General features: G+C 58.5%; 19 protein-coding genes and 1 tRNA gene. 5 read left to right on the top strand and 15 right to left on the bottom strand.

The genetic code is table 11. The features are described 5' to 3' along the window. Positions 1-304: 304 nt before the first annotated feature. From BBBR_RS04490 to BBBR_RS04480, 3 genes are all read right to left on the bottom strand, one after another. Positions 305-1,186 (bottom strand): MazG family protein, encoded by an 882-nt coding sequence (locus BBBR_RS04490; protein ID WP_003829273.1) that lies wholly within the window; start codon positions 1,184-1,186, stop codon positions 305-307. 198 nt (positions 1,187-1,384) lie between these two features. Continuing rightward, positions 1,385-2,512 (bottom strand): branched-chain amino acid aminotransferase, encoded by a 1,128-nt coding sequence (locus tag BBBR_RS04485; protein ID WP_003829272.1) that lies wholly within the window; start codon positions 2,510-2,512, stop codon positions 1,385-1,387. 223 nt (positions 2,513-2,735) lie between these two features. Beyond that, positions 2,736-3,365: a 50S ribosomal protein L25/general stress protein Ctc gene (locus BBBR_RS04480; protein ID WP_014483788.1), complete on the bottom strand. Its 630-nt coding sequence runs from the start codon at positions 3,363-3,365 to the stop codon at positions 2,736-2,738. Positions 3,366-3,762: 397 nt separating this feature from the next. Between BBBR_RS04480 and BBBR_RS04475 the strand changes: the two genes are divergently transcribed. Further along, positions 3,763-5,046 carry an OFA family MFS transporter gene (locus BBBR_RS04475; protein WP_003829269.1) on the top strand — a complete coding sequence of 428 codons (1,284 nt, stop codon included), beginning with the start codon at positions 3,763-3,765 and terminating at the stop codon, positions 5,044-5,046. 106 nt (positions 5,047-5,152) lie between these two features. Here BBBR_RS04475 and BBBR_RS04470 read toward each other — a convergent pair whose 3' ends face one another. The 3 genes from BBBR_RS04470 to BBBR_RS04460 are packed head-to-tail and all read right to left on the bottom strand — an operon-like array spanning position 5,153 to position 8,061. Continuing rightward, positions 5,153-6,577 carry an NAD(P)(+) transhydrogenase (Re/Si-specific) subunit beta gene (locus tag BBBR_RS04470; RefSeq protein ID WP_003829268.1) on the bottom strand — a complete coding sequence of 475 codons (1,425 nt, stop codon included), beginning with the start codon at positions 6,575-6,577 and terminating at the stop codon, positions 5,153-5,155. Next, entirely contained in the window at positions 6,577-6,882 is a 306-nt protein-coding gene (locus BBBR_RS04465) for an NAD(P) transhydrogenase subunit alpha (RefSeq protein ID WP_003829267.1), read from the bottom strand. Before BBBR_RS04465 ends, BBBR_RS04470 begins: the two co-directional genes overlap by 1 nt. Positions 6,883-6,897: 15 nt before the next feature. Further along, positions 6,898-8,061: an NAD(P) transhydrogenase subunit alpha gene (locus tag BBBR_RS04460; RefSeq protein ID WP_003829266.1), complete on the bottom strand. Its 1,164-nt coding sequence runs from the start codon at positions 8,059-8,061 to the stop codon at positions 6,898-6,900. A gap of 392 nt (positions 8,062-8,453) precedes the next feature. Between BBBR_RS04460 and BBBR_RS04455 the strand changes: the two genes are divergently transcribed. Continuing rightward, positions 8,454-10,487, top strand: coding sequence for an AMP-dependent synthetase/ligase (locus tag BBBR_RS04455; protein ID WP_003829265.1), 2,034 nt, complete (start codon positions 8,454-8,456; stop codon positions 10,485-10,487). 73 nt (positions 10,488-10,560) lie between these two features. Here the strand turns inward: BBBR_RS04455 and era are convergent, their stop codons facing one another. From era to BBBR_RS04425, 6 genes are all read right to left on the bottom strand, one after another. Further along, positions 10,561-11,568: a GTPase Era gene (gene era / locus BBBR_RS04450; RefSeq protein WP_003829264.1), complete on the bottom strand. Its 1,008-nt coding sequence runs from the start codon at positions 11,566-11,568 to the stop codon at positions 10,561-10,563. 1 nt (position 11,569) lies between these two features. Then, on the bottom strand, positions 11,570-13,003 hold the full coding sequence (locus tag BBBR_RS04445) for a hemolysin family protein (protein ID WP_003829263.1): 1,434 nt from the start codon (positions 13,001-13,003) through the stop codon (positions 11,570-11,572). Between the two features lie 24 nt (positions 13,004-13,027). Beyond that, positions 13,028-13,579, bottom strand: a complete 552-nt coding sequence (gene ybeY / locus BBBR_RS04440) for an rRNA maturation RNase YbeY (protein WP_003829262.1) — start codon at positions 13,577-13,579, stop codon at positions 13,028-13,030. Continuing rightward, positions 13,569-14,753: a PhoH family protein gene (locus BBBR_RS04435; protein ID WP_014483794.1), complete on the bottom strand. Its 1,185-nt coding sequence runs from the start codon at positions 14,751-14,753 to the stop codon at positions 13,569-13,571. Before BBBR_RS04435 ends, ybeY begins: the two co-directional genes overlap by 11 nt. An 18-nt stretch (positions 14,754-14,771) precedes the next feature. Then, a complete protein-coding gene (locus tag BBBR_RS04430; RefSeq protein WP_014483795.1) occupies positions 14,772-15,110 on the bottom strand; it encodes a histidine triad nucleotide-binding protein in 339 nt (112 codons plus the stop codon). 110 nt (positions 15,111-15,220) lie between these two features. Beyond that, positions 15,221-16,018 carry a 16S rRNA (uracil(1498)-N(3))-methyltransferase gene (locus tag BBBR_RS04425; protein WP_003829259.1) on the bottom strand — a complete coding sequence of 266 codons (798 nt, stop codon included), beginning with the start codon at positions 16,016-16,018 and terminating at the stop codon, positions 15,221-15,223. A 95-nt stretch (positions 16,019-16,113) separates the two neighbouring features. On the opposite strand from BBBR_RS04425, the gene BBBR_RS04420 reads away from it, so the two are divergent. From BBBR_RS04420 to glgC, 3 genes are all read left to right on the top strand, one after another. Continuing rightward, positions 16,114-16,201, top strand: a tRNA-Leu gene (locus tag BBBR_RS04420). Positions 16,202-16,260: 59 nt separating this feature from the next. Next, positions 16,261-17,139, top strand: a complete 879-nt coding sequence (locus BBBR_RS04415; protein WP_003829258.1) for a TrmH family RNA methyltransferase — start codon at positions 16,261-16,263, stop codon at positions 17,137-17,139. Between the two features lie 203 nt (positions 17,140-17,342). After that, complete coding sequence (glgC, locus tag BBBR_RS04410; protein ID WP_003829256.1) at positions 17,343-18,587, top strand: glucose-1-phosphate adenylyltransferase; 1,245 nt, start codon at positions 17,343-17,345, stop codon at positions 18,585-18,587. A gap of 119 nt (positions 18,588-18,706) precedes the next feature. On the opposite strand, the gene BBBR_RS04405 is transcribed toward glgC, so the two are convergent. From BBBR_RS04405 to BBBR_RS04395, 3 genes are read right to left on the bottom strand one after another with little or no spacing between them, the layout of a single operon-like run. Continuing rightward, positions 18,707-19,291: a metal-sulfur cluster assembly factor gene (locus BBBR_RS04405; RefSeq protein ID WP_003829255.1), complete on the bottom strand. Its 585-nt coding sequence runs from the start codon at positions 19,289-19,291 to the stop codon at positions 18,707-18,709. Positions 19,292-19,298: 7 nt separating this feature from the next. Continuing rightward, entirely contained in the window at positions 19,299-19,853 is a 555-nt protein-coding gene (gene sufU, locus BBBR_RS04400; RefSeq protein WP_003829254.1) for a Fe-S cluster assembly sulfur transfer protein SufU, read from the bottom strand. Between the two features lie 11 nt (positions 19,854-19,864). Beyond that, complete coding sequence (locus BBBR_RS04395) at positions 19,865-21,139, bottom strand: cysteine desulfurase (RefSeq protein WP_003829253.1); 1,275 nt, start codon at positions 21,137-21,139, stop codon at positions 19,865-19,867. Positions 21,140-21,231 lie beyond the last annotated feature (92 nt).

Raw genomic sequence — 21,231 nt, 5'->3', positions numbered from 1 at the left:
TTCGTTCTGTTCTCTTTTATCCTCATTCGGCGCTGCCGTCCGCCGTGCCCGAGCCTACCCCAAGCCTTGCCCGAGACAGGATAAGGAAGAAAAAGCCCGAGAATGAATCATGAACGAGCCTAGGAATGAAGCCAACCTGCCAAGCACTGGCAACATGACGCCACTGAGAGGTTCGCAATAATGCCAAACTGCCAAGCACTGACAAGTTAGCACCATTGAGGCATGTATAGCGGTGCTAACATGCCAGTCTTTGGCAGAAAGGCACCGCTAGGTGAATTAATCAAAATCAAAAGCCAATCACGACTTAACCGTTGTTGATTTCTGATTCGATCAAGGCAACTTTTTCTTCGATATCACGCAAGCGGTTGCGCAGCGCTGCCTCGATATCGATACCGTCGGTACGGGCCTCGCGCACGATAGCAAAAATTTCATCCGCGTAGGCATCGGCCTTTCCCCGTTCAACGGAATTGCCTCCGTTCGATTCGGATTGATTTGCCGCTTGGGTCTGCTCGACATCTTGCTGCGTGCTAGCCGAAGACGAATCAACAAATGCAGCGAACAATTCATCAGCATTCGGTGATTTGGAGATGCGCGAGACTACCTTGGCGGCACGCGGCAATGCACCTTGAGCCCGAGAAATACCTTCTAATACAGATTTACGATGCTTCTCCTGCTGCTTCATCTTTTCCCACAGTGCCAGCACGGCTTCCGGGGATTCGGATTGGGAGGCTGCTTCCCCACCATTGCCATCAGCATCAGAGGAATCAGCAACATCATCAGCAGCAAACACGTGCGGATGACGGGTAATGAGCTTGTTCACCAGACGGTCGGCAACCTCATCAATATCGAACGGATCCTCAGCATCCGATTCACAGACACGTGCCTGAAACACGGATTGCAACAACACATCACCCAGTTCCTCGCGCATATTGTCGCGGTCGTGAGTTTCCACCGCGTCAATGTATTCGTAAGTTTCTTCGAGCAGATTCTTGAGCAGCGACTCATTCGTCTGCTTGCCATCCCACGGGCAACCGCCCGGCGAATACAGCACATCCACCACAGCCTTGACCCGGTCCAACGCCGTCGCTGCCTCAACCACCGGCTTCAACTTCGAGCAGTGTTCGAAGCCTCCCGGTAGACGATAGTCTGAGTTATGGTATCCAGTCTCGCCACTGATCTTACTCATAGCTTTTTGCTCCTTTTCTCATCTGGACGCACCAGAACAAGCCTCCGCAACGCACAGAAACCTAAATCATATTATTTGTTGCGAAATATTGCTTCCCTCATCTGAATCTCTCCAGATACAGAATATTCTAAATACGCCAAGACCCCTTGGAATTGTTGCTGTTCCAAGGGGTCTTAGTCAGAAATAAAATGCGCTGTTTCAGCACACCTTCCACATCCAGTTGTGCGGGTCTTCGACCTCACCAAGCTGGATGCCGAGCAGTTCGTCACGCAGGGCAACGGTCAGCTCGCCGGAGCCGCCGTCGGCGACGGTGACATCGAACTTCTCGGACTTGAAGCGACCGATCGGGGTGATGATGGCGGCGGTACCGCAAGCGAACACCTCGGTGACTTCGCCGGACTTGATGTCCTCGAGCAGCTGGTCGAGGGCGATCATGGTCTCGACTACGTCGTGGCCCTTGTCCTGCAGCAGCTGAATCAGGGAGCGACGGGTCACACCCGGCAGAATGTTACCGGTCAGGGACGGGGTCTCCACGTGGCCATCCTTGTGCACGGCCATCATGTTCATGCCGCCGAGCTCTTCGAGGTAGGTCTTGGTGGCGGCGTCCACGAAGCAGACCTGCTCGCAGCCGTTCTCGATACCCTTATACTCACCGAGCAGGGAGGCGGCGTAGTTGCCACCGCACTTGGCGAAACCAGTGCCGCCAGGGCCGGTACGGAACCACTTGTCTTCGACCCAGATGCTCACGGGCTTGACGCCGCCCGGGAAGTACGGGCCGGACGGGGAAGCGATCACGCAGTAGTCGACTTCCTGCGGAGCGCGCACGCCGAGGAAAGGCTCGGAAGCGAACATGAACGGACGCATGTACAGCGTGTACTCGCGGCGGGACGGCACCCAGTTGGCGTCGCGCTTGACCAGCGCGGCCACGGAACCGAGGAAGTCGTCAATCGGCAGCTCAGGCAGGTACAGACGCTTGGCGGAGTTCTGGAAACGCTCGGCGTTCGCATCCGGGCGGAACAGCCAGGTGGAGCCGTCGGCATGACGGTAAGCCTTGAGGCCCTCGAAGCACTCCTGTGCGTAGTGCAGCACGGAAGCACCCGGATCCATCTTGAGCGGTGCGTACGGTTCGACGCGGCGGTCGGACCAACCTTCGCCCTTGGTCCAGGTCATGTGGGTCATGTTGTCGGAGAACACCTGGCCGAAAGCCGGCTTGTCGATGAGGGACTGACGCTTCTCATCGGATGCGGGGTTGTCGTTCGGCAGTACGGTGAACGGTTCGGTGAGCTTATCGAGCGCTGCCGGATCGTGGTGCGTGTTTTCAGTCATTTGGCTACTTCTTCTTGACTTTGGCGGCCCGAAGGCCACCAGATGGGGTATGTGCTGTGCGCTTGTGGCGCGAGCTCTGTTGCATACTTTTACACACCCATGTGTTGCTCGTGTGGCAGAGTTCACATGGTGAAAACAGAGGAACCCGTACCGTTTCCACGGTTACGGGTTCCCCTGTTGCAATTATGATTCAGATCGGCCGCCATGAAGACGACCGGTTTCATCACTTGGCGTCAGCGTCGGCGGCAGGAGCAGCGGCAGTGGCGTCAGCCGGAGCAGCAGCTTCCGGAGCAGAGGTGAACTCGGTGGCGTCCTCCGGAACCTCGATGGTGACGACGGATTCCTCAGCGTGCTCGACGTCCAGCTCGGCGCCTTCCGGCAGCTCGATGTCCTTGGCGAAGACCTTGGTGCCGTCGGTCAGGCCCTCGACGTTGACCACAATCTTCTCGGGCAGGTTGGAGATGTCGGCGCGAACCTTGAGCTCCTGAATGTCGACGAATGCCACTGCAGCACCCTTCGGGGTACCCTCAACGAACACCGGCACCTCAACGTCGATCTTCTCGCCGGCCTTGACCTCGAAGAAGTCGATGTGCTCGATGATGCGCTTGACCGGGTTCTTCTGCACGTCCTTGACAACGGCCATCTTGGACTCGCCGCCGAACTCGATGGTGAACAGGGCGTTGGTGTGGCGCAGAGCCAGGGTGGTCTCACGCATCGGCAGGGTCACGAAGGCCGGGTCGGCGCCACCGGCGTAAATGGTGGCCGGGATCTTGTTGGCAACGCGCAGACGGCGGGCAACGCCTTTGCCGAACTCGTTGCGGACTTCGCCTTCAAGCTTAATGGTGGTAGCCATATATATCTCCTTGAGAGTTTCGTTCATGGTGTTTCGGCGCATCAACGAGCCGTGAAGAAAACCCAAGAGGGTTTGCGAACCACACGCCGAGTCGATTACGGAAGCATGCGCCTCCCTCGCCAAGACAACATTGATGAATTATACGCACGCGCCGGACAATGGCGGCGACGGCCCGACGCGCCCCGCGAGAACCGTGACGATACTCACATGAGATTTTCCTCATGATTACTCCCGGAGCGAACATCAACGATGTTCATTTTCCAAAAACCCAGTGATACCAACGTTTCACAAGCCCCCCTCCGCCACTGTCCACGCATACCGAGGCGGGCCACTCTTCCAACTACGTTGTTGCTTGTTCGCCGCAGGGCGAACACAACAAGAGAGGAACGAATAGTACATGGTCAATCAACAGCATGGGGAAAACCGCTGGGTGCGCGCCGTTATTCCGGCGTTGCTCATTCACATCTCAATCGGCACCGTATACTGCTGGAGCGTGTTCAAACAACTGATCGCCGATCAGATGCACGTGGCGCCAGGCATCGTCGAATGGGGCTTCTCGCTTGCCATCTTCTTCCTTGGCATGTCGGCCGCCTTCCTTGGACCCTTCGTCGAAAAGGACATCAAGAAATCGGCCCTGATCTCGACGGTCTGCTTCGTCTGCGGATTCGCCGGCACCGGAGTCAGCATCGCGGCGGGATGGCTCCCCGGCGTGTTCATCTTCTATGGCGTGATCATGGGCATCGGACTCGGCGTCGGTTATCTGACGCCGGTGAAGAACCTGATGCTGTGGTTCGCCGACAATAAGGGTCTCGCCACCGGCATCGCCGTCGCGGGATTCGGTCTGGCCAAGGCCATCGCAAGCCCGGTCATGCAGTGGCTGATCTCCACCGTCGGACTGGCGCCCATGTTCTACATCCTCGCAGCCGTCTATGTGGTGATGATGCTGCTGGGATTCGCGCTGATCAAGCGCCCCGCCGGATACGTGTACTCCGCTGAGACCCGCATCCGTCGTCGCGACATCATGAAGAAGCCGGTGTTCTGGGCGATCTGGCTGGCCTTCTACCTCAACATCACCTGCGGTCTGGCATTGATCTCCCAGGAGAAGGACATCCTGCATGATGCGTTGTCCATTCTTCCGAAGTACGCATCGCTGAACGCGGCCCAGCTGGCCACGGCCATCGCGGGAAGCATCAGCGTCGTCCTGGCCGTCGACGCCGTGTTCAACGCGGCCGGACGTGTCGGGTTCTCCACGCTGTCCGACCACTGCAAGCGCCGTGAGACCGCATATCTGGTGATCTTCATCATGTCCATCGCGGTGTGCGCGCTGCAGATCTTCACGCATTCGATCGACAACGGCACCCTGTGGCTGATCGTGACGATGCTGTTCCTCGTCAACGCCGGATACGGCGGCGGATTCTCCACGCTGCCGGTGCTGCTTGAGCAGCACTTCGGCATGAAGTCGGTGTCGACCGTGCACGGGCTGGCTCTGAGCGCGTGGGCGTTCGCCGGATTGTCCGGCAACCAGCTGGCGTCCTTCGTCGTCTCCCATACGGCGGACGCGGCCCACCGCTACAGCGCGCTGATCCCGATCATCACCGTGCTGTACGCCATCGCTCTCGCGTCCATCATCGCCGTGGTGCTCGGCACGAAGGGCAAGCGCGCCGCCGCTCAATCGAACTGACCGGCTTTATGTGACCGCCCATTGATATGAGTGGGGGTGTGCCTTCTTGCGAAGGCACACCCCCACTCATATTCTCATGCGGCAATGCGCGAACGTCGCGGCACCATCAGCTGATGAGCTCCTTGACCGCAGCGATCACGGCCTGCAGACTGGCCTTGGCGTCGCCGAACAACATCTGCGTGTTGCCTTCGAAGTACAGCTCGTTCTGGATGCCGGCATAGCCCATACCACGGCCACGCTTCATGACCACGACGTTCTGGGACTTGTCAACGTCGAGAATCGGCATACCGGAAACCGGGGTGCCAGGGCGACGGGCAGCCGGGTTGGTCACATCGTTGGCGCCCACAACCAAGGCCACATTGGCCTGCGGGAACTGCGGGTTAATCTCATCGAGATCCACGAGCTCTTCGTAAGGCACGTTGGCTTCAGCCAGCAGCACGTTCATGTGGCCGGGCATACGGCCTGCGACCGGGTGAATGGCGTAGGAGACTTCCACGCCGTGGCCCTTGAGCAGTTCGCCGAGGTCGGCGAGCTCGCGCTGGGCCTGAGCCTGAGCCAAGCCGAAGCCGGGTACGAAGATGACCTTCTGCGCGTAAACAAGCTGAACAGCCAGATCGTCGGCAGTGGTTTCCTTCATGGTGCCTTCCGGACCGTCGCCAGCAGCGGCGGCATCGGAGCCGCCACCAAAGCCACCGGCCAGCACAGACAGCAGCGGACGGTTCATGGCCTGAGCCATGAGAATGGATAGGGTCACACCGGCGGAACCGACGAGCGCGCCGGCCACGATCAGGGCGACATTGTCAATCGCCAGACCGGACATGGCCACGGCCGTACCAGTGCAGGCGTTGAGCACGGAGATGACGACGGGCATGTCGGCGCCGCCGATCGGGATCACGAAGACCAGGCCGTAGCACAGGGCGAACACGGTGGTCAGGATCGACCAGAGCAGTCGCCGCTCGGGCTGGACGCACAGCATGACAAAGCTGGCGATGGTCAGCACGATGAACAGGATGTTCCACACGCCCTTGCCCGGCATGGTGAGCTTCTTGACCCACTTGATGCCCTGCAGCTTGCCGGCTGCGATCAGCGATCCGGTGAAGGTCACGGAGCCGATGAGAATGCCTAGGCCAGCGGTGATGAGCACCACGATGTCCGGAGTGCCTTCCTTGGTCAGGATGTCGTTCAGGGCCACGAGCGCGGCGGCGCCACCACCCACGGTGTTGAACACGGAGACCAGCTGCGGCATGTCGGTCATCTTCACCTTCTTGGCAGAGACGACACCGGCCACGGCACCGATCAGGATGCCGACGACCAGCACCACCACGGCCACAACGTTCACGAAGCCCTTGGCGAAGAGCACGATGAATGCCATGAGCACGGCCACGACCATGCCGAACGCGGAGATTTGGTTACCCTTTCGGGCGGTCTTCGGCGAGTTCATGAAATGCAGACCGACCACGAACAGGACGGCGGAGAACAGGTAGACGAACCATGCGACGATGTCGATGGCTCCAACGGTTGCGGAGGTCATTACTTCGACTCCCCCTTCTTCTCGTTCTTGCTGGACTTGAACATCTCGAGCATGCGGTCAGTGACCACATAACCGCCGACGACGTTCATGGTGCCGAGCACTGCGGCCAGGAAGATGAACACGTAAGCCAGCGGGGTGTTGGCCTCGGCGGCCACAATCACCACACCGACAATGACGATGCCGTGGATGGAGTTTGCGCCGGACATCAACGGCGTGTGCAGGGTGGCGGGCACCTTGCCGATGACCTCGATACCGATAAGCAGCGCGAGGACGAACAGGGTAATGGAAACAACGAGAGTAGGCATAATATTCCTTCTTCCTTACTTCTCGGACTGCTCGGACTCGGCGGCAGCAGCCGGAGCCCCTGCGCGACCGGCGACCACCAGTGCGTCGTCGAGCTCTTCGGTAAGATCCTGGCCGAGCTTGCCGTCACGCACGAAGTGCACGAGTATGTCAGCCACGTTACGTGAAAGCAGGTTGGACGCGGTGGTGGCCACACCGGAGGCCAGGTACGGGGCGCCAATCAGCTTGACGCCACCCTCGGTGACCTGTTCGCCTACGGCGGACCCCTCGACGTTGCCACCAAGATCAGAAGCGGCACAGTCCACAATCACGGCACCGCGCTTGAGGCCGTTGACACCGGCCGCAGTGAGCAGCACCGGAGGCTTGCGGCCCGGAACCTTGGCGGTGGTGATGATGATGTCGAAGCCAGCGGCCTTCTCATCGACAGCCGCCTGCTGCTGGGCCTGCTCTTCGGGGGTCAGCGCACGAGCGTAACCACCCTCGCCCTGGCCCTTGGAAAAGTCAAGTCCCAGATCAAGGAACTTGGCGCCCAGGGATTCGACCTCACCTTGAGAAGCGGGACGCACGTCGTATGCAGTGACGACCGCACCAAGGCGCTTCAATGTACCGATGGCCTGCAGACCGGCGATACCTGCACCGAGCACCAGAGCCTTGGCCGGGCGAATCGTGCCGGCAGCAGTGGTCATCATCGGCAGGAATGCGCCATAGGCATCGGCGGCGGTGATAGCGGCCTTGTATCCCATGACGGAGTTCTGCGAGGTCATCTCATCCATGGACTGGGCGCTGGAAAGCTTGCGGGGCAGCTTCTCGATGGCGATACCAACCAGACCGGCCTGCTCGAGTGCGGCCACGTAATCGGCGTCGGTAAAGGAACCGAGCATACCAATCACCCACTGGCCTGCCTTGAGCTTGCTCACGATATCGGTGGACGGACGGTCCACGAAACCGAGCGCGTCGGCTTGAGCGAGCACTTCGTCACGGCTGGTCACCTTTGCGCCGGCCTTTTCGTAATCCTCATCGGTGTATTCGGCGGCAATGCCGGCACCGGTCTCAATAATCGAGGAGACTCCACTCCTCTTCAGCCGGGTGACGATATCCGGCGTCAACGCGACGCGGGATTCCGTTTCAGACGTTTCATTCAAAACGCCGAACACCACGGTGGCTTCTGGGTTTTGCGCCATGAGAGCCCTTTCTTGTTCTACTTTGAATGGACATGGTTATCCGAGGCGCAATTGTAGCCGAAGAGTGAAGGATACGGGCGATTTGACTCGTTAGGCGGAACAACCGGGGCAAAAGACCCGCATTTTTCATCTTCGCATCCCTACTGCGTCAACTCGATTGGATGACATCTAGGCAGTAGTCGAACGATCTCCAACCACTATCGACAGTCTGTTACCCAACAATCAGAGTGCCAGTGTCCATCCACCACATAGAACCTCCCAAAACCTACGGTTGCGTAGGCTTTTCCTACGGTTGCGTAAGGTGACGAGTTCGATGTGAACGATTACAATCTAAGGTTTGAGAGCGTTCGGCTTATGCTCGAACGGCACTGAAAGGTTTACAGGAGCAAGAGTTGTCGGTTATCAATTCCTTTACGCAGCACACCATCAATCTGACCCGCAAGGCACTCAGGTTGGGATCCGACTTCGTTCACCCGGTTCACGACGACACTCCGGACGAGCCCGATTATCTGTCCAATGCCGATGTGCCGCAGGAAGCCAACATCGAACTGCCGCACAGCGACGATTGGGATGACGGCCATCTGACCGTCACCGACATCGACCCGGAAACCGGACTGCTTACCACGTCCACTGCCGGCAATCCGCCTCTGGACGACGGCACGTCCATCTACGACCTGTATGCGGATCGCGCCAAGCGCATGGGTGACGAACCGCTGTATACCTACAAGTCCGACAACGAATGGGTGACCGTCACCGCCAATGAGTTCCTCGCCGAAGTGCGTGCCGTGGCCAAGGGCCTGCTGCACTACGGCATCAAGAAGGGCGACGGCGTGGCGTTCATGTGCCGCACCTCCTATGACTGGGATCTGACCGATGCGGCCATCATGGCCTGCGGCGGCGTGCTGGCCACCATCTACGACACCGACTCGGCCGAACAGATCCGCAATATCGTCAACAATTCTGACGCGCGTCTGCTCATCGTGCAGGATTCCGCCATGCGAGAGAAGGCGGAAGGCGCCGTGGAGGAATGCCCCTCACTCGAGCGCATCCTATGCATCGAGACCGGCGCTCTTGATGAGATCAAGGCCTATGGTGCCGGCATCTCGGACGAGGAACTGGATGAGCGCATTGATTCGGTCAAGAAAACCGATCTGTGCTCCATTGTGTACACCTCTGGTTCCACCGCCGCGCCGAAGGGCGTGGAGATGACCCACGAGCACTACTGCCAGACCGCGCTGAACCTGCCGGACTACATGCCCGAGCTGCTGCACAACAAGAAGAACACCATCCTGCTGTTCCTGCCGCAGGCCCACTCCTTTGCCCGCGCCATCAATTACATCGTCGTGGCCTCGAATATGCATATCTACATCGCCACCGGCATCAAGACGCTGATTAGTGATTTGCAGGTGGCTAAGCCGTCCATCATGATTGTGGTGCCGCGTGTGCTGGAGAAGGTGTACAACGCCGCCTCCCAGAAGGCCGGCCATGGCCCCAAGGGCGTGGTGTTCGCCTCCGCCGTGGTGGCTGCCCAGAACTACATGAAGGAAATCTCCGCCAACGGCAAGGCCAGTGCATTGACCCGTGCCCGCCGCGCGGCCTTCGATCCGATTGTCTACTCCTCACTGCGTGAGGTGCTGGGTGGACGCATGAAGTGGATTGTGGCCGGCGGCGCGCCGCTTGACCCTGAACTGCTTGCGTTCTTCCGCGGCGCAAGCGTGCCCGTCTACGAGGGCTATGGTCTGACCGAAACCACCGCACCATGCGCGTTCAACCCGCTGGGAACCCCGTTCCACGCCGGGTCCGTGGGCGTCGCGTTCCCCGGCTTCTCGCTGCGTATTGCCGAGGACGGCGAGATCCAGGTCAAGGGTCGCGCCGTGTTCCCGCGTTATCACAAGAACGATGAGGCCACCGAGCTGTCGTTCACCGAAGATGGCTGGTATGCCACCGGAGATTTGGGCCGTATCGACAACGATGGCTTCCTGTACATTACCGGCCGCAAGAAGGATCTCATCATCACCGCAGGTGGCAAGAATGTGGCGCCGGGTCCGATTGAAGAGGCCATTCAGCGTTGCGAGTTCGTGTCCCAGGCACTGGTGCTGGGCGACAAGCGTCCGTTCATCTCCGCGCTGATTACGCTGGACGAGGAGTCTTTGCGTCCTTGGCTGGCCGCCAAGGGATTGGACGAGAACATGTCTCTGGAGGACGCCTCTCAGAACGCCGCCGTACGCGCTGAGGTCCAGAAGTGGATCGATCAGGCCAACGAAGGCGTTTCCCGCGCCGAATCCGTGCGTAAGTTCATCATCCTGCCTGAGGAGTTCACACAGGAGAACGGCCTGATGACCGCCTCCATGAAGGTCATCCGCCCCAAGGTCATCAAGCGCTACTCCACCCTCCTCAACACCCAGATGTACACCAAGAAGAAGTAAGCAGGGCTCGAGTACAGCAAAAGGGAGATTCCATTGGAATCTCCCTTTGTTATAACCGGCCGAAGGCCGATTCCTAGAAGCCGAGGCGTTCTAGTTGCTTGGGGTCGGACTGCCAGCCTTTGGCGACCTTGACGTGGAGGTCGAGCTTGGCTTTTTGGCCGACGATGCGGTTGACCGGGGTGCGCAGCTTCTTTTTGACGTAGGTGAGGTTCGAGGCGCCCTTGCCGATGATGATCGGCTTCTGGGAGTCGCGCTCCACATAAATGGACACATTGACCTGAGCCTTGCCATCGTAGCCCTGACCGGTCTCGTTGTCTTCCGGATAGTCGATGGAATCGACCACCACGGCCAGGGAATGCGGCAACTCGTCATCCAACGTCTCCAGGAACGCGCCTCGCACGAGTTCGGCGATGGTGTCCTCGGGACGCTCCTCGCTGATCTGGTCGTCCGGATACATCTGCGGTCCCTCGGGCGTGTGGTCGATGAGCACGTTGCGCACTTCGGCCAGATTGTCATGCTTCAGGGCGCTCACCGGCACGATGTCCGCAAAGTCGGCGAACTCGTTGATCTCGATAAGCTTGTTGATGAGCTGCTGACGGCCGAGTTCATCAATCTTGGTGACGATGGCGATCAGCGGGATGCGCCACGCGAACGAGCCGTCCTCTCGCTTGGTGGCAAAGTCGGTACGCAGACGGGACAAAATACGCTTGTCACCAGGGCCAATTTCCTGATCAGCCGGCAACAAGAACGCCACCACGTCCACGTCAGACAGCGACTCCTCCACCACATCGTTCAGACGCTGGCCGAGCAGCGTGCGCGGACGGTGAATGCCCGGCGTATCCACGAGTACAAGCTGTGCATTATCAGTGGTCAGAATGCCGCGAATGGCTTTACGCGTGGTCTCCGGTCGGGAGGAGGCGATGGCAATCTGCTTGCCGATCAGAGCATTAATCAGCGTAGACTTGCCAACGTTCGGTCGGCCGACCACAGCCACAAAGCCAGAGCGGTACGGCACTTCCTGCCTCACTGACTCGCTGGCAGCGGCGGCATCGCCATCGTTTGAGATGTTTCGGTCGTCCATATCACTCCTTGTCGGCGGTTTCATCGCTCTCAGCGGTCTCACCGCTGGCTTCTTCATTGGTCTTGCCATCTTCCTTGCTGCCCTCGACGTGGGCCGGCTCAACCACAATGGTGGAGACCTTCTTACGGCGTCCGGCCGAATCCACGGCAGTCAGACGCAGGCCGCGGGTCACAGCGGAAGCCCCCACAATCGGCACACGACCAAGAATCTTGGTCAGCAAACCGTACACGGTATCCACGTCGTCCTCATCAATGTCGATCTCAAAGATCTCTTCCAAATCGGCAATCGGCGTTCGCGCAGGCATCTTCCACTTGTTCTCACCGATTTTCTCCGGTTCGGTGTGCTGCGTACGGTCGTGCTCATCCTCAAGTTCACCGACAATCTGTTCGATGGCATCCTCGATGGTGACCATGCCGGCGATGCCGCCATATTCGTCGACCACCACTGCCACATGCTGACGGGAACGCTGCATCTCATGGAACAAGTCGTCCACCGGCTTGGATTCAGGTACCAGCATCGGCTGGCGAACGATGGACTCCACATCACGTTCCATAGCGGCCGGGTTGAAGGCCGTGGCGCGTACCGCATCCTTCAAATAGGCCACACCAATCAGATCGTCCACGTCCTCTCCGATCACCGGAACGCGGGAGAATCCGGAGCGGGAGAACAGTTTCAGAGCAGAAGCAAGCGTGGTATCCCGCTCCATGCAAATCATGTCGGTACGAGGCACCATGATTTCGCGGGTCAAGGTATCCGACAAAGTGAGCACATTGCGGAGCATCTCGGAGACTTCCGGATCGAAATCGTTGGATTCCACCAAGCGATCAATCGCGGCCTTGCCCTGTTCAAGCTGAATCTTCTCCAGCTCCTCGTCATCGGACAAGCTGGAATCCTTGGAACGACGACCAGGGCCTTTGACTGAAGACTTGTCGCCGCCAATGCGAGCGAACGGCGTGAGCTTGCAGCCAAGGTCCACAATGCGCGAGTGGGCAATCATGATGTCGACCGGTTTGGTCATGCCGGCGGTACGCGGGCGCACCAGTACGGAGACCACGGCCACGATAATCGCGAACAGGAAACCGGCGAGCAGGCCAACCCACAGCTCGGCGCCCCATAGAGCCGCAATCGAGGAGACGAGTACACCATCGAGCACATTGCAGGCGATGCGGAAGAACGCGCAACTGCCGGCCGTGGCATACCGGTCGGCGATGAGACGCTGAACGCGATGAATCTTGTCGATTTTCTTCATCTTGATGAACTGGCTCGACTCGGAGTCAGTCTGCACCTCAAGAATGAGGTTGTTCAAGCTGGCTCGTGTCACGCGTGCCACGGCACCTTCCGCAGCGGCCATGGTCAACGAGAACCAGACGAACAGTGCCGCCACCACAACGAGGATGACGGTAATAACGATCAAGGTGGTACTGGAATACTCCATAATGGTTTCTGGTGTCCTTGTGTTTTATTTCCTGGAATCGAGGTCACGGCCCTTGCCGTGCGCGGCATCGTAAAGAGCCAGCGCATCGGGAGTGCCAGATGGAAGAGTGGCCTGCATGTTTGCATCGCCTCGCAGGGCAAAAAAAGTCAATAGCAACTGCCGCTGCAGTCCGAACATCTGTCGTTCCTGTTCAGGAGTCACATGGTCATAGCCAAGCAGATGCAAAATACCGTGGATGGTGAGCAGCAGCATTTCCTGCATGGTGCTATGACCGGCTGCGGCGGCCTGTTGGGCGGCCACCCACGGGCAGATGACAATGTCGCCGAGCACGCCTTCCATCACGGTTTTGCCGTCGCCGGGGCGCAGCTCATCCATGGGAAAACTCATCACGTCGGTCGGCCCTTCAAGACTCATCCAGCGCATATGCAGTTCGGCGATGGGATCGGGGTCCACGAACATGATGGTCAGATCGGATTGTGTGCTGACACGCATCTGATCAAGCACCCAAATACCCAGGTCGGAGAACACCTTGGGATCGATGACCCACTGGGTTTCATTAGTGACATCAACGCTCATCGGTTGTCTCGCTTCGATTCATGGATTGCTTATCGTTGCCGTTATCCGCTTCCTGACGGTGTTTGCGTCCACGCAGCCTGCGCTCAATGTCGCGATGATCGCCGGCGATGGCATCATAGTGATCGTAAGCGGCCACGATCTGTCCAACAAGCTGGTGACGCACCACATCATCGGTTCCCAGATGAACAAATGCGATGTCTCCGATGCCCTCCAGAATCCGCTCAATAGTGGCCAGACCCGAACGAGGCACCGCCAAATCAACCTGGGAGATATCACCGGTGATGACCATCGTGGTGTTGAAGCCCAATCGGGTCAGAAACATCTTCATCTGCTGTTCGGTGGTATTTTGCGCCTCATCGAGAATCACGAACGCATCGTTCAGGGTACGACCACGCATATACGCCAGAGGAGCCACTTCGATGGTGCCGTCATCCATATACCGCTTGAGCTGGTCGGCTCCAAGCATATCGCCGAGCGCATCATAGAGCGGTCGCAGGTATGGGTCGACCTTGTCGTTGAGCGTGCCGGGCAGGAAACCGAGGTTTTCGCCGGCTTCCACGGCCGGACGGGTGAGAATGATGCGACGAATCTGCTTGTCCTGAAAAGCACGCACTGCTTTCGCCACGGCCAGATAGGTCTTACCGGTACCTGCAGGGCCAATGCCAAAAGTGATGGTATGCGATTCAATCGCATTGACGTAGGCCACTTGGCCAGCGGTTTTGGCACGAACCGGCACACCTGCGGCAAACGTGATCACACCGGGAACCGAAGGCTTGCGGTACAACGGGTCATGCGTGCCCGAGCCACGCGAATGGCCACGATCGGCCGCAGTGGCCGATTGCACGAATTTGTCATGTGCCGGTCCATGACCGGGGTGCTCAAGTCGAACGCGATTTTTCAGCACATTCTGATCGAGCATACGCCTCACGGTATCGGCGTCCATGGGAGCGGTGTAAGCGGCTTGGATAATGGTGTTAACCAGATCCTCGGCTTGTGCCGCCTGAGCCTCGGTCTGCTTAGACCGCGAGACAATTGCCACGCGGTTGCCTCGCACGATAATCGTCAGCTCAGGGAAAGCGCGCTCAACCTCACGAAGAACCTCGTCAACCGGGCCAAGCACGGCCACGGGATCGAGCTGAGGTGGAATGGTGATGGTGCGTGTAGTCGTTGCCACGAAGCGGAAATTCTCCTACTACTCGTCGAGCTTTTCGCCAGTCATCACGTGCGCATGCACGTGGAACACGGTCTGACCCGCATCAAGACCTGTGTTGAATACCAAACGGTACGCGCCATGGAATTCATGATCGGCAATGCCTTGGGCGACCGAAACGATATGAGCCAGCTCGGCCGGATCTGCGGCAGCAAGTTCAGCAACGTTGGCATAATGCTTCTTCGGCACTACCAGCACATGCACTTTGGCTTTGGGATCGATGTCGTTGAATGCGTAGGTCGTCTCGTCCTCGTACACCTTGCTGCTGGGAATCTGCCCTGCGATGATCTTGCAGAACAGGCAATCGTCGGATTCGCTCATCATGCTCCTTGGTTTACTGTGTTGCTATGCACCAGCTTAGCGCGGGGACGTTACTCTGCATTGCATGAATCGGCTTTCAGCCAATACAGCGTCCGCAGAGGCATTCGCCGCTACTCATACCGGCCAAGCGCGCGTGACAGCAGCGAAAGGGCCACGGGCCCTGCAGTGGCTGCCCTGAGAATATTGCTGCCCAACACGCAGCTCACCGCCCCGGCCTTGGTGAAGTCAGCCACTTCCTGTTCGCTGATGCCACCTTCCGGACCGACCACCACGCTTACCGTGCGCGGCTTGCCGTCCGACAACGTACGTTCCACCAGCTGTGCGACTTTGGCCTCCACACCAGTCCAGGTATCGGTGGCATCCTGATGCAGCACGATGACCAAGTCACCGTGCACGCATGCCCTGCGGCATATCGCTACGACCTCTTTGCTGTTTGCACATGCTTCCAGCTGCGGCTTGTACGCGCGCCTCGCCTGCTCGGTAGCGGCGTCCAGCACCGCGTTCCACTTCTTATCCGTGCGCCCGGCCTTCCATTTGGCGATGGATCGATCCGCCTGCCATGGCACCACTTGGTCGACGCCGATTTGCGTGGCCATATCAACGGCCTGTTCATCATGCCCGGTCTTTGCCAACGCCTGAATCAATGCAAGACGTGTCAACGGTTCAGGCTCACGGCCAACGGTGACCACTTCGGCAAGACCCGCTTCAGGATCCGCCATCACGGCGTGGATACGCAGTCCCCTACCATCGGAGAGCTGGAGGCTGTCTCCCGCCTTAAGCCTCATGGCCTGCACGGCATGGCGTTTGATATGGGCGGGGAGGGTCAGTTTCCACCCGGTATGCAGCTCGTCACTGTTCACCGGTACGTCATCGACCTGCGGGTTGAAGAGAAAAAGGGCATCGGTCATGGTTTCTAGGCTACACGCGACACGCGCGGCACACACCCGAATTGCATACCTGTGATTTGATGCTAAGCTTATCTCTCGTTGTCTCAACGACACCTGCCCGGGTGGCGGAATGGTAGACGCGCTAGCTTGAGGTGCTAGTGCCTATTTTTAACGGGCGTACGGGTTCAAGTCCCGTCTCGGGCACAGATAAACCCCTTGCATTGCAAGGGGTTTTTCGTTATCTGCTCACACGAAAGGCCACCATGCAGTTCATCACGTTGGATACCGTTGACGATCCGCGCGTTGAGGCATATGTGAGCCTCACCGAAATGCAGCTGCGTAATCGGCTCGAGCCCGCCAAAGGCGTGTTCATCGCCGAATCCCCCAAGGTCATTGACCGTGCTCTGGCAGCCGGCCGTGAGCCGCTCTCTTTGTTGGTCGAAGAACCTTGGTTGGAAGGCATGACGGAGACTTTCGACTTCATCGATGACCGCTGGGGTGCCGATATCCCCGTCTATGTGGCCTCTCCCGAACAGCTCAAACGACTGACCGGCTACCGTTTGCATCGTGGAGCTCTGTGCGCCATGCGCCGCTGGCCGCTACCCTCCGTGGCCGAGGTCTGTAAGGATGCTCGTCGCGTAGCTGTGATGGAGAATATTGTGGATCACACCAATGTGGGTGCGCTGATGCGTTCCGCGGCCGCGCTCGATGTGGATGCCGTGCTGGTCACGCCCTCTTGCGGTGATCCGCTCTACCGCCGCGCCGCCCGCGTATCGATGGGCACGGTATTTCAGATTCCTTGGACCCGTATCACCGGACGCAATGAAGACGGCACCGAGAACAAACATTACTGGCCATTCCAAGGCATCGACGAATTGAAGTCGCTGGGCTTCACCACTGTGGCGATGGCACTTGAGGATCGCTCGATCTCGCTGGACGAACTGACCAGACGCCTGCACGCCCCGGCCGAAGATCCGACGCATATCGAAAAACTGGCATTGATTTTCGGCACCGAAGGCGATGGGCTGTCCCACCACACCATCGCTCGCGCCGACCTGACCGTTAAGATTCCCATGAGCCATGGAGTCGACAGTCTCAACGTAGCCGCATCCAGCGCAGTGGCATTCTATGCCACGAGGTAGCTTTCTTCATTTTTTATCGGCTCGATTCGCCAAACCACCAGCAAATCCCATAACTGTTCATCGCAAGTTCACGGCACGCGGGAGCGAAAGCCTTGCGTGTTCGATTTTTTCTGCAATTATTAACTATGTAGACCGAATGCAATGAAGCATCCGGCAAGCAGTGCGGTGTCAAAAGACGCTCGGTAACAGAGAGGACAGTTACGATGGCCAAGAATCCTAAGATTCTGTCGATAGTGCTTGCAGGCGGCGAGGGGACCCGTCTGATGCCGTTAACCCGCGATCGCGCGAAGCCCGCCGTTCCTTTCGGCGGCGTATATCGTTTGATCGACTTCCCGTTGAGCAATCTGGTTAATTCCGGATACCGTCAGGTCGTGGTGCTCACCCAGTACAAGTCTCATTCGCTTGACCGCCATATCTCCCAGGTTTGGCGTTTCTCGCCGTTGCTTGGCTCCTACGTCTCTCCTGTGCCCGCTCAGCAGCGTCTCGGTAAGCATTGGTATCTCGGCTCCGCCGATGCCATCTACCAGACCATCAACATCATCGAGGATGTCCAGCCGGACATCGTGGTGATCGTGGGCGCCGATCACGTGTACCGCATGGACTTCGAGCAGATGGTGCAGCAGCACATCGAGTCCGGTGCCGAGTTCACGGTGGCCGGTATCCGCCAGCCCATCGAGGAATCGAACCAGTTCGGCGTGATCGAGGTCGACCCGGACCACCCGAGCATGATCAAGAACTTCCAGGAGAAGCCAGCCACCACCACGGGACTGCCGGACAACCCCAACCAGATTCTGGCTTCCATGGGCAACTACGTTGCCAACACCAAGGCCCTGTTTGAGGCATTGGCGCTCGATGAGAAGGCTCCCGATACCAAGCACGACATGGGCGGCGATATTGCGCCATACTTCGCTTCCCGTAACGAAGCCGGTGTCTATGACTTCAACTCGAACGAGATTCCGGGCTCCACCGCCACCGATCACGCCTACTGGCGCGATGTGGGTACTATCAAGCAGTTCTACGATGCGCACATGGATTTGATTGCCTATGTGCCTGAGTTCAACCTGTACAACCAGGATTGGCCGATTTACACGATGTCCGGCAACCTGCCGCCGGCCAAGTTCGTTCATGCCGGTCGTGACCGCCTGGGCCACGCCACCGACTCGATCGTCTCCCCCGGTGTGATTGTCTCCGGCGGTGAAGTGCACCACTCCGTGCTCTCCCCCAACGTGCACATTCATTCCTGGGCCCAGATTGTTGACTCCGTGCTGTTCGACGGCGTGGTCATCAACCGTCGTGCCCGCGTATACAAGGCGATTCTCGACAAGAACGTGGTGCTCACCGAGAACTCCACCGTCGGCATCGATACCGAGCACGATCTGGCCCGTGGTTTCACGGTCACGCCGGACGGCATCACGGTCGTGCCGAAGAACACCATTGTCGATGACTGATTGACGGTCTAGGTATGGAAAAGCCCCGCATAATGCGGGGCTTTTCTCGTATTGGTAGTCGACTCCCCTCAGTCAGCTTCGCTGACAGCCCCCCTCAAGGGGGGGCAGAACTATCAAACTCAGTACTTCGGCATGTTTTCGAAGTTGAAGCCGAGCGCGGCAAGCTGATCGCGGCCTTCGGGAGTAATACGCTCCATGGTCCAACGCGGATCCCACGTCCAGTCGATACGGAACTCCTCAACCAGACCAGCCAGCGTGGAAGCGCATTCGTCCTCGATGAGATCGGTCAGCGGGCAAGCCGGTGTGGTCAGCGTCATCGTGATGATGGCACGGCCAAGCTCGTCGATTTCAATGCCGTAGACCAAGCCCAGATCGATTACATCAATGCCCAGTTCCGGGTCGATGACCTGATGCAGCGCCTCGCGCACATCCTCGGCAGTGGCGCGGCCGATGTCATCAATCGCTTTAATCGGAATGTCGCTGCCATCGGACTCGTCATCCTGGCAGCCGCACTTGCCGTGATGATTGCCGCAGGCACAGGTATCGTCATCTGATGTGCGCTCAACCGGGCGACCATTGGGGAAGCCTTTAGCCAAAGCCGGATTAGCCATTACGCGGCGCGCTGCCTCTTCGTCTTGCAGTACGCCATTGACAGCGTCGAAGACGGAAGGCTGCGGTTCGGGAACCAGATTATCGTTGGTCATTGTTTCCTCAGTTCTTGGCGGCTAGGGCCTTGGCAATGGAATCCTTGAGCCCTTCCCAGCCTAGCAGGGCACATTTGATACGCATAGGGTATTTTGATACACCTTGGAACACCACGGCATCGCCGAGCTTGTCGTCCAATGCATCATCGTCCAGACCGGCACCACGTGATTCCATCAGCTTATGGAAGGTCTGTTCCAAATCCATGGCCTCGTCCACGGTTTTACCGTCGACCAAATCGACCATCACGGACAGACTGGCTTGTGAGATGGAGCAGCCATGGCCGTCCCAGACCAATCGCTTGATGGTGTACGGCTCGTCGTCGGAAACCTCAACATGGATGGTTGCCTCATCGCCGCAGGTGGGGTTGAACTGGTGCGATTCGCCGGGCGTGCAGTACTCGTGGCTGGCGCGAACCGTAATATTCGCCGCTGCCTCACCGGACTGCTCGGATGCGGCGTCAGGTGCAAAGGACTCTCTGCCGTGCGGATGTTTGGATGCCTCGAGGATGACCTCCTGGTACATCTGCTCGAGGTCGTCGCCACTCATGCCAAAATCATTCATGTTCTCTCGTTTTACTCCACTCCGAAGAACTTGCGGATGCCCTTGGCCGTTTCGACCAACGCTTGCGCGTCCTCAACCGAATCGTAAACACCGGACGAGGCACGATTAGAAGCATACAGTCCAAAGTGACGATGTACTGGCTGTGCACAATGGTGGCCAACACGAATCGCAATACCCTGGGCGTCAATGAACTGTCCCACGTCATGCGGATGCACGCCTGCCACGTCAAAGGCCACGGTGCCGATGCGGTCCACGTTCTCGCGCGGACCAAGAATACGGATGCCCTCGATGTCACCAAGCTTCAGCAGCTCGGCCGCGATGGTCTTTTCATGGGCTTCGATGTTCTCCAGCCCGATGTTCATCATCCATTCAGCGGCGACGCCTGCGGCCACCACCTGGGCGACCGGCTGGGTGCCGGCCTCGAAACGGGCGGGAGGAGCCATGTACTGAGCCTCATGGTCCATGTAGGCGAGCTCGACCATGGAGCCACCGAAGTTGGCCGGAGGCAGCGCTTCAAGCAGCTCACGCTTGCCGTACAGGAAGCCCACGCCGGTCGGGCCATACATCTTGTGTGCGCTCCAAGCGGCGAAGTCCACATCAAGAGCATGGAAATCGACCTTGAGATGCGGCACTGACTGGCAGGCATCCAGAATAAAGATCGAGCCGACCTCGTGCGCACGCTTGATAATCGGAGCGATATTGGTGATGGCACCCGTGGTGTTACCCACATGGGTGACGGCCACGACCTTGGTCCGTTCGGTAATGACCTCATCGAGATTGTCCGTGCGCACACGGCCATTCTCAGTCAGGTCAATCCACTTGAAGGTGGCACCGGTGCGGTAGGCCAGCTCCTGGAATGGCAGCAGCACCGAATGATGTTCCGCCTTGGATACGACGATCTCGTCGCCTGGCTGCAAGGCAAAACGCTTGGCGGCTGCTCCCCCACGGCCCAGCGAAGCGTTGCCGAAGGCAGTGGCCAGCAGGTTCAGGCCGGCCGTGGCACCTCCGGTGACGACGACCTCTTCCTCACCTTCGGCCGTATTCGCGCCAACGAGTTTGGCTACCTTGGCGCGGGCCTCCTCAAAGGCCACAGTGCTGCGTGCGGCAAGCTCATGAGCCCCGCGGTGCACGCCGGCGTTAATCGTACGATAAAAATTCGCTTCGGCATCAATCACCGCATTCGGCTTCTGCGAGGTGGCCGCAGAATCCAAATACACCAACGGATGCCCATGAATCTCCTGATCCAGAATCGGGAACTGTGCCCGAATCTCCTTAAAATCAACCATTTTTTCCCCTCCGATGTTTCCAATTCCTACGAGATATAGCTTTTCCTACAGGTAACGTTGGGCCGGGATGTTCTGTTCCCGGGCGTAAAGCA

The sequence above is a fragment of the Bifidobacterium breve DSM 20213 = JCM 1192 genome (assembly GCF_001025175.1).
Classification (GTDB): domain Bacteria; phylum Actinomycetota; class Actinomycetes; order Actinomycetales; family Bifidobacteriaceae; genus Bifidobacterium; species Bifidobacterium breve.
Note: the sequence above shows the minus strand (reverse complement) of the source record. Positions and strands in the feature narration are given on the sequence as shown.

What these genes read in the sequence shown, in the direction of transcription:
- BBBR_RS04490 (WP_003829273.1), bottom strand. Translation starts at nt 1,186, where the DNA reads ATGAGTAAGATCAGTGGCGAGACTGGATACCATAACTCAGACTATCGT.
- BBBR_RS04485 (WP_003829272.1), bottom strand. Translation starts at nt 2,512, where the DNA reads ATGACTGAAAACACGCACCACGATCCGGCAGCGCTCGATAAGCTCACC.
- BBBR_RS04480 (WP_014483788.1), bottom strand. Translation starts at nt 3,365, where the DNA reads ATGGCTACCACCATTAAGCTTGAAGGCGAAGTCCGCAACGAGTTCGGC.
- BBBR_RS04475 (WP_003829269.1), top strand. Translation starts at nt 3,763, where the DNA reads ATGGTCAATCAACAGCATGGGGAAAACCGCTGGGTGCGCGCCGTTATT.
- BBBR_RS04470 (WP_003829268.1), bottom strand. Translation starts at nt 6,577, where the DNA reads ATGACCTCCGCAACCGTTGGAGCCATCGACATCGTCGCATGGTTCGTC.
- BBBR_RS04465 (WP_003829267.1), bottom strand. Translation starts at nt 6,882, where the DNA reads ATGCCTACTCTCGTTGTTTCCATTACCCTGTTCGTCCTCGCGCTGCTT.
- BBBR_RS04460 (WP_003829266.1), bottom strand. Translation starts at nt 8,061, where the DNA reads ATGGCGCAAAACCCAGAAGCCACCGTGGTGTTCGGCGTTTTGAATGAA.
- era (WP_003829264.1), bottom strand. Translation starts at nt 11,568, where the DNA reads ATGGACGACCGAAACATCTCAAACGATGGCGATGCCGCCGCTGCCAGC.
- BBBR_RS04445 (WP_003829263.1), bottom strand. Translation starts at nt 13,003, where the DNA reads ATGGAGTATTCCAGTACCACCTTGATCGTTATTACCGTCATCCTCGTT.
- ybeY (WP_003829262.1), bottom strand. Translation starts at nt 13,579, where the DNA reads ATGAGCGTTGATGTCACTAATGAAACCCAGTGGGTCATCGATCCCAAG.
- BBBR_RS04430 (WP_014483795.1), bottom strand. Translation starts at nt 15,110, where the DNA reads ATGAGCGAATCCGACGATTGCCTGTTCTGCAAGATCATCGCAGGGCAG.
- BBBR_RS04425 (WP_003829259.1), bottom strand. Translation starts at nt 16,018, where the DNA reads ATGACCGATGCCCTTTTTCTCTTCAACCCGCAGGTCGATGACGTACCG.
- BBBR_RS04415 (WP_003829258.1), top strand. Translation starts at nt 16,261, where the DNA reads ATGCAGTTCATCACGTTGGATACCGTTGACGATCCGCGCGTTGAGGCA.
- glgC (WP_003829256.1), top strand. Translation starts at nt 17,343, where the DNA reads ATGGCCAAGAATCCTAAGATTCTGTCGATAGTGCTTGCAGGCGGCGAG.
- BBBR_RS04405 (WP_003829255.1), bottom strand. Translation starts at nt 19,291, where the DNA reads ATGACCAACGATAATCTGGTTCCCGAACCGCAGCCTTCCGTCTTCGAC.
- sufU (WP_003829254.1), bottom strand. Translation starts at nt 19,853, where the DNA reads ATGAATGATTTTGGCATGAGTGGCGACGACCTCGAGCAGATGTACCAG.
- BBBR_RS04395 (WP_003829253.1), bottom strand. Translation starts at nt 21,139, where the DNA reads ATGGTTGATTTTAAGGAGATTCGGGCACAGTTCCCGATTCTGGATCAG.